The 7,857-nt window shown below is 63.4% G+C and carries 8 protein-coding genes and 1 pseudogene; 1 reads left to right on the top strand and 8 read right to left on the bottom strand.

Annotated features, from left to right (window positions below; all coding sequences use genetic code 11):
• Positions 1-189, top strand: a pseudogene (locus VF497_RS09325) (ABC transporter ATP-binding protein); the annotation flags it as partial.
• Here the strand turns inward: VF497_RS09325 and VF497_RS09330 are convergent.
• From VF497_RS09330 to rimK, 8 genes are all read right to left on the bottom strand, one after another.
• On the bottom strand, positions 186-1,508 hold the full coding sequence (locus VF497_RS09330; protein ID WP_330887964.1) for a HAMP domain-containing sensor histidine kinase: 1,323 nt from the start codon (positions 1,506-1,508) through the stop codon (positions 186-188). The pseudogene VF497_RS09325 and the gene VF497_RS09330 overlap by 4 nt on opposite strands.
• Before the next feature lie 51 nt (positions 1,509-1,559).
• Positions 1,560-2,246, bottom strand: coding sequence for a response regulator transcription factor (locus tag VF497_RS09335; protein WP_330887966.1), 687 nt, complete (start codon positions 2,244-2,246; stop codon positions 1,560-1,562).
• A 439-nt stretch (positions 2,247-2,685) separates the two neighbouring features.
• The gene (locus VF497_RS09340) at positions 2,686-4,395 is read right to left on the bottom strand and encodes a TonB family protein (RefSeq protein ID WP_330887968.1); all 1,710 of its coding nucleotides are present in this window, start codon (positions 4,393-4,395) and stop codon (positions 2,686-2,688) included.
• A complete protein-coding gene (locus VF497_RS09345; RefSeq protein ID WP_330887970.1) occupies positions 4,392-4,802 on the bottom strand; it encodes a BlaI/MecI/CopY family transcriptional regulator in 411 nt (136 codons plus the stop codon). The genes VF497_RS09340 and VF497_RS09345 overlap by 4 nt, the downstream gene beginning before the upstream one ends.
• A 104-nt stretch (positions 4,803-4,906) precedes the next feature.
• Positions 4,907-5,413: a hypothetical protein gene (locus VF497_RS09350; protein WP_330887972.1), complete on the bottom strand. Its 507-nt coding sequence runs from the start codon at positions 5,411-5,413 to the stop codon at positions 4,907-4,909.
• Positions 5,414-5,578: 165 nt separating this feature from the next.
• A complete protein-coding gene (locus VF497_RS09355) occupies positions 5,579-6,181 on the bottom strand; it encodes a hypothetical protein (RefSeq protein WP_330887974.1) in 603 nt (200 codons plus the stop codon).
• 120 nt (positions 6,182-6,301) lie between these two features.
• Complete coding sequence (locus VF497_RS09360; RefSeq protein ID WP_330887976.1) at positions 6,302-6,820, bottom strand: hypothetical protein; 519 nt, start codon at positions 6,818-6,820, stop codon at positions 6,302-6,304.
• A gap of 117 nt (positions 6,821-6,937) precedes the next feature.
• Positions 6,938-7,834 (bottom strand): 30S ribosomal protein S6--L-glutamate ligase, encoded by an 897-nt coding sequence (gene rimK, locus VF497_RS09365; protein WP_330887978.1) that lies wholly within the window; start codon positions 7,832-7,834, stop codon positions 6,938-6,940.
• Between the last annotated feature and the right edge of the window lie 23 nt (positions 7,835-7,857).

Below are 7,857 nucleotides of genomic sequence, written 5' to 3' on the forward strand. Positions count from 1 at the left end.
CCGCGCCTGCTGCTGCTCGACGAGCCGTTCGCCGCGCTCGACACATCGCTGCGCGCGCGCCTGCGTGACGAACTGCTCGCTGTGCGCGCGCAGTTCGGCGTGCCGATGGCGGTGATCACTCACGATCCCGACGATGTGGCCGCGCTCGGTGGCCAAGTCGTCCACATCGAAAACGGCCGGACGCTCTAGGAGCGCAAACGGAAGTCGAGCGTGGCGACGGCGCCGCCTTGCGGGCGCGGCGCAAGCGACACCTTCCAGTCGTAGAGTTCGCAGAGGCGGATGACGATGGCGAGGCCGAGTCCCGCGCCGGAGGTCCCTTCCGATGATTCGCCGCGTACGCCGCGCTGAAAGAGCTTGTCCGCATCCTCCTGCTTGATGCCGGGACCCGAATCCTCGACCGTGACGACGCCGCGCCTGGCGCCGACCGTGATGATCACGTCGCCCTTCTGCGTGTACTTGAATGCGTTGCCGATCAGGTTGCCGAGCGCGACCGAGATCACCGACGACGGCGCGACGACTTCGAGCGGCTGTTCGACTTCCAGATGCACGTCGATCGGCTTGCGCCCGATGTGCGAGCGGTAGACGTCGATGACCTGCTCTACCACCTTGGCGACATCCGTGGTCTCGCCGTCGTTCGGCGCGCCGCGCTCGCTGCGCGACAGATGCAGCAGTGCGTTGGTCAGCTCGGTCGACTGTTTGGCCGCGCGCTCGACGCGCTTCAGGCGTTCGCGGATCTTGTCGTCGATCCGGTCGGATGCGAGCAGCAGTTCGGTGGTCCCCGAGATCACCGCGAGCGGCGTGCGCAGTTCGTGGCTGACATCGGCGTTGAAATCGCGGTCGCGCACGACGATCGCGGTCATGCGTCGGGAATAGTCGTCGAACGCCGCCGCGAGCTCGCCGACTTCGTCCTCGGCGAAATGCGGAGCAAGCGGTTCGGGCTTGCCCTTCTGCCGAAGGGTACGAATGCGTTGCGCCAGATCGGTCACTGGTCGCATCACCCGACGCGACAACCAGAAGCCGATGAGCAGCGACAATACGCCGAAAACGAACACGCTGACGACGAGACCACGGTAGAGCTGGTGTTCGTTGAGTTTCTGCGGGCCGTAGTCGTTCCAAAGGAAAGCCCAGTAGTCCGCGTCCTTGTAAACTGCCAGCTTGTGCGGACGCACTTTGCCGTCCGTTCCAGGCAGTTCTACGTCGTACACTCCCGTCGTATCGTACTTCTGCAGGTCGAACGGCACCCTGGAGAAATTACGTGCGCTGGCGATATAGGGTACGGGATCGTACTGCGGTGGATTCCACTGCGCATTTTCGTCTTGATTGTCGCGCTTGAAATCGACGAAATTTTTGACCTGCCTGCCGAGATCGTTGTTGACCAGCTGGTCTTCGAGCCGTGCGCGCATGTACAAGGTCGCCGCCGCGAACAACGCCGTCAGCCCGAAGCCGAACAGCGCGAACGAGATGATGATGCGGCTGCGCAGCCGCCTGCGGAATTTCGCGGGTTTCATGCGCGCCGAAGGATCGGCGAAGTGTCGGCGCTACGCAAGCAGGCAGCGCAGTCAGTTTGCTGCGGCGTCGGGATCGACCATGCGATAGCCGATACCGTGGCGCGTCTGGATCAGCGGCTTCTCGAACGGCTTGTCGATTGCGGCACGCAGGCCGTGGATGTGCACGCGTAGGGAATCGCTGTCGGGCAGTTCCTCGCCCCACACGCGCGTCTCGAGTTCTTGGCGCGTGACCACCGACGGGCTCGATTCCATCAGGTTCTGCAGCAGCTTGAGCCCGATCGGGTTGAGCTGGATCGCCTTTTCGCCGCGGGTGACGATCAACGTGTCGAGGTTGTAGGTCAGGTCGGCGACCTGCAGCACGCGGCTCTGGATGCCTTTGCCGCGGCGCGCGAGCACCGACAGGCGTGCTTCGAGTTCCTGCAGCGCAAACGGTTTGACCATGTAGTCGTCGGCGCCGGAGTCGAAGCCGGTCAGCTTCTGATCAAGCGCATCGCGCGCGGTCAGCATCAGCACCGGCGTCTGCCGACGCGCTTCCTGGCGCAGCTTGCGGCAGAGTTCAAGGCCATCCATGCCAGGCAGAGTGAGGTCGAGCACGATCGCATCGAAGTCGTGCGAGATGGCCAGATGCAGGCCGGTGACGCCGTCGCCGGCGAAGTCGACCGTGTGGCCTTTTTCCTCGAGATAGTCGCCGATGTTCGCGGCGATATCGCTGTTGTCTTCAATGACCAGTATGCGCATATGCAAAGCTTACTCGTATGGCGTCCGAATTGCTCGGCCGGTCGGAATTGGATCGCCGCCTGGGGCGCGGAGTTCCTTCAAACACAACCGCGCAGAGATCAAAAACGGTAGTAGAAGGTTGTTGTTGTCGACAAGTACGGCCAAGGCTGGCCGCTTCTCGATTTTGCCATCAGGGACGAGGGCTGAAACAAACCAAGCGTGACGAGGCTGGCCGCTTTTCGACTTCGGCCATCGCGGACGATGGCCGGAAAACACCCAATAAAAAAGCCCAAGGAGGCGCCAGTGGGGGAACGCACCTCGCTTGGGCTTAAAGCTACTGCCCCGATTACCGTAACCTGCCAGTCACCTGACCTGACCTTGGGAGTGTCGAGCAAGTACAGTGAGGAGGATGTTAGGCATCGCCCGATTAAATGGACGTTAAGCCGATCTATGGGTTTCGTTAATTCGACTCACCATCTGGATTTGGCTTGCGACAAATGTGCGAGCCGGTGATTTCGCGGCAATTTTCCGTCGCACTGGCGCCGCGCGTGAACGCGAAACTGCGCGTGAAGCGAGCCGATGTGGAGGGCACCTCGAAGCGCCACTGGCGCAGCGCCGCGATCGCCGACTGCTCGAACACGCCAGCCGGTTGCGCGGAGAGAACATGGATGTCGCGCACGCGGCCTTCGCCGTCGACCCGGAATTCCAGATCGACCTTGCCCGCGACGCCGTTGCGCAGCGCATCGAGCGGATAGGACGGCTGCACGACACGCAAAGCCTGCGGGCCCGATGGCGCAATCACCGCAGCTGGCGTCTTCTCGGCAACGACTGACGGCACGGGAACCGCTGCTGCCTGCGCCTGCACCGCGGCCGGGCTGGACGGCAAGGAGACCGCGCTGGGATCCGTCGCTGCGATATGCGGAGTAACGATTGCAGCTGGCGCCTCTGTCCGCTCCGCGACCTTCGACGCTGGCGGTGCGACCGCTACAGGCGGCCGATCCGCCTCACGCGGCGGCGGCACGACGAGCGTGGTCGGTCTGATCCGCGACGCCAGGATCGGCGTGTCGGCGTGAATGCGCAGTGTCGCGACCGCGAGCAGCTCGGCACTGGTCGCCGAAGCGCGCACCAACGCCGCGCCGAGCGCATCCGCCGACGGCGCATGCAGGCGCAGCAACGCCAGCAACAGGCCCGCGCCGGCAAGCAGGGCGGGCAAGGTCATGCCGTTGTCGCGCGAGAGAAGTCCGGGTGATCGCGCGGGGCGCGGATCGACGATGCGGCGCACGCGCTCGAGCAACACGCCACCACCGGCACCGAGCGCCGGCATCGCGGCGCCAAAGCCCGATTCGCCTTGTGTCCATTCTTCCAGATCGGCGAGCGTACGCGCATAGGCCAGACGCTCGCCGCCACCGACGCCGAGCACGAGATCGTCGCAGCACTGTTCGCGCTGCTGACGCACGTCGGCGCAGATCCAGTGCACGACCGGGTGATAGAACAGCAGCGTCTCGACGACAACCTGGATCAGGTTGGCGATGTAGTCGTAGCGGCGCACATGGGCGAGTTCATGCGCGAGGATCAGTTCGATCTGTGCGGGGGTGAAGCCGCTGAGCAGGCTCGCCGGCAACAGGATCGTCGGCTTGAGCCAGCCGACCAGGGTCGGCGTCGCGACCGCGAACGAAGCGAGCAGGCGCACCGGACGCAGGATGCCGAAACGCTGGCGCAGTTCGATCAGGCGCAGCTGCCAATCACGCGGCAGAGCGGTCGCACTGCGCACGAGCGCGGCCAGATGGCGCCAGTGCAGGAACGAACGCAGCGCGATCATGCAGACACCGGCCAGCCACAGGCCCACGCACCAGGGCAGCCAGGCCTCGAGACCGGCGGGCGTCACTTCGGCCGATGCGGAAACACTCGCCGTCGAAACGGACGACATCGCCGTGGAAAGATCCGCCGGATCGACCGGCGTAGGCCACAGCAGAGCCAGTGTCACGAGCGGACAGGCGAGCATCGCCATCAGGCAAAGCATGCCGAGGCGATGGCGCGCAACACTGGTTCTGCACGAGCCGCGCAGCAGCGCGTAGGCCAGGCCGATCAACGCCCCCTGCCAGAGAAAATGCAGCAGGCTCCATCCCAACGCGTGCACGTACGGCACCAGTTCGGTGGTCAGCGCGTTCATTGCGATTTGCCTCCACCATCGATGCGATCGAGCAACTCGCGGATCTGCCTCAACTCCGCTTTCGATGCGCGCGGTGCCTCGCCGAGCGCGTGCAGCACGAGCTGCGAGGGCGAGCCGTTGAACAGGCGCGTGACCATCTCGGAAAGAAAGCGCTTCTGCGTGCGCTGCCTGCTCACCGCAGCACGATAGACGTGCGCGCGCTGCGCATCGTCGCGTACGACCAGGCCCTTGGCGTGCATGATCTGCATCAGCTTGAGCACGGTCGTGTAGCCGACGCCGCCGTCGCCGTAGAGGCGTTCGTGCACCTCGCGCACCGTGCACGCGCCCTGGTCCCAGAGCACGCGCAGGATGTCGATTTCGGCTTCGGTCGGACGTGGAACCGGTGGATTGGGATGTATGCTTCGCATCGTCCTCGCCTCGCTGGTGGCCGATCTTACTCCGGCTTGAGCCCGCCCGGAACGGCGTCGGTCGTCCGGGCAAATTCGTCGGATCCGCCGGCGTTCATCGCCTTTCAACCGCCCCGACGCATCGCCGCGGCGTTGACGTTCGCATCGTTGGAATGGTCGTTCATGTACTTCTGCGACTCACGCCGGGACTTCTCGATATCCGCCACGGTCTTGCAGGTGGTCTGCGGAATGTTCGTGCCGACCGGTGCACGGCGTTCGCAGACGAGACGATTCCTGTCGTTGTGGGTCAGGATGCCGTTGAGATGTTCCTGCGTATTGAGCAGTTGCAGGCGCGCGTCCTGCGGCATCGCCGACACTGAGCCGGCCCTCTGCAACATCGCCGTTATGCTGTCGAGATCGGCGTCGGCCTTGGCCTTGTCTTCGGTATGGATGTACTCGTAGCGGCCGCCGACGCCCATTTCCTTGCGAATCTGCGCGGCAACTTCCGCGAACTTCTCCGGCGTATCAGCGGCAACCGGCTTTTCGACGACCTTGTCCGCGGCGACGGCCATGCTCAAGCCAAGTGCCTGCATCGATGCAAGCAGGACCAGATGACGGAAAAACGACTTCACGATAAACCCCCGATTGTTGATGGATAACTACGTAGTCCATCGTAGTTTGATTCCCGTCGCGATGTCAACGAAGGGCTTCGTAGCCGTTATAGGGCACAGCTACACCGCGCCGGCACGGGTCGGGTGGGCTGCAAACCCCGCGGCACCGAGACGCGGTCCGATGATTCAGTGACGCCCCGGCGCGGTGTCCCCGCCCACCCTGTTCATGGCGGCGCTGTTGGAATTCGCATCGCGACCATGGTCGAGCATGTATTTCTGCGAGTCGCGGCGCATCTTCTCGATTTCCGCGACCGTCTTGCAGGAGTTCTGCGGAATATTCGATCCGATCGGCTTTTGCCGCTCGCAAACCAGGCGGTTGCGGTCGTTGTGGGTCAGAATGCCGTTGAGGTGTTCCTGCGTGTTGAACAGTTTCACCTGGTCGCCTTGCGCCATCGCCGAAACCGAACCGGACTTCTGCAGCATTGCGGCGATCGCATCGAGATCGGCATTTGCCTTGGCCTTGTCGTCGGCGCGAATGAATTCATAGCGACCTTCAGGCCCCATTTCCTTGCGGATTTGCGCAGCGACCTGGTCGAACTTCTCCGGCGTATCGGCAGCGACCGGTTTTTCGAGGACTTTGTCTGCGGCGATGGCCAACCCCAGGCCAAACAATTGTACCGAGGCGAGCAGAACCAGATTGCGGAAGAAAGGCTTCACGATCGACCCCCGAGGTTGACGGACGAAAATACTACGTAGCCCATCGTAGTTCGACTTCCGCAGCGATGTCAACGAAGAACTTCGTAAGTTCACCGCTACCGCGAGCCAAGTTATGCGGCAATGATCGGGAACAGATCTGCAACAGGAGCGTCAGCAGCGAGGCACGGCCAGATCACCGGTTTCGTCCAGACATCAATGCCCGTTTGCGTGCCCGGCCAGCCACGCCGCGTGATTGACGTTCGCGTCCTGGGCGTGGTCCTTCATGTATTTCTGCGAGTCGCGGCGCATCTTCTCGATCTCTGCAACGGTCTTGCAGGAGTTCTGCGGAATATTCGATCCGATCGGCCTTTGTCGCTCGCATACCAGACGGTTGCGGTCGCTGTGGGTCAGGATGCCGTTCAGATGTTCCTGCGTGTTGAACAAGCGGACCTGATCCTCCTTGCTCATCGCCGCGACCGAGCCGGCCTTGCCGATCATCGCCGTCATCGTGTCCAGATCAGCTTCGGCCCTGGCCTTGTCGTCGGCACGGATGAATTCGTAGCGCCCGCCGACACCCATTTCCCGGTGGATCAAGGTCGCGGTATCGGCGAATTTCTCCGGCGTGTCCGCCGCGACGGGTTTCTCGACGACCTTGTCGTCGGCAAAGGCGATGCCGAAGCACAGCAACTGCACCGAAGAGAGCAGGACAAGAAAATGGACGGCTCGTTTCACGAGGGACCCTGTAGTTGGCGGACGAATACTACGTAATCCATCGTAGTTCCGTCGCCAAATCCCTGTCAACGAAAAGCTTCGTAACCTGGCCAGCCGACGCTTCCACAGCGCAACAATTCAGCGCCGGCGTGCCTGGCGCCTCTGCACGCGGCGCTCGAGGTATTCGATGATCTCGCCCGCGATGTCGACCCCCGTCGTGCCCTCGATGCCTTCGAGTCCGGGCGAGGAATTGACCTCGAGCACGAGCGGCCCGCGCTTGGAACGCAGCAAGTCGACGCCGGCGATGTTGAGTCCCATCACGCGCGCGGCGCGCACCGCGGTGTCGATTTCCGCGGCATCGAGATCGGCCACGGTCGCGATGCCGCCACGGTGCAGGTTCGAACGGAACTCGCCCTCGCGCGCCTGGCGCTGCATCGCGGCGACGACCTTGCCGCCGACGACGAAGCAGCGGATGTCCGCGCCCTTGGCTTCCTTGATGTACTCCTGCACGAGGAAGTTGGCGTAGAGGCCGCGGAACGCCTCGATCATGCCTTGCGATGCGCTGCGCTTCTCGGCGAGCAGCACGCCCTGCCCCTGCGCGCCCTCGTTGAGCTTGATCACGTGTGGCGCATCGCCGAGCAGGGCGAGCAGGTCGGCGGTGTCGTCGGGATTGTCGCCGAACACGGTCGCGGGCAGGCCGATGTTCTCGCGCGCCAGCAGTTGCATCGAGCGCAGCTTGTCGCGCGCGCGCAGCACCGCGTCCGAAGAATTCGGCGTGTACACGCCCATCATTTCGAACTGGCGCAGCACTGCCGTGCCGTAGAAGGTGATCGAATTGCCGATGCGCGGGATCACCGCGTCGATGCCGTTGAGCGGGCGGCTCTTGTAGCGCATGAGGAACTTGCCCGGCTCGATGCGCATGTAGCAGCGCAGCGGATCGAGCACGCGCACGCGGTGGCCGCGCTTGCGCGCCGCCTTGATCAGGCTGACCGTCGAATAAAGCTTGGCGTTACGCGAGAGGATCGCGATTTTCATTGGGTTTCCGATCTACTCAAGGG

This window comes from Rudaea sp., from assembly GCF_036383415.1.
Classification (GTDB): Bacteria; Pseudomonadota; Gammaproteobacteria; order Xanthomonadales; family Rhodanobacteraceae; genus Rudaea.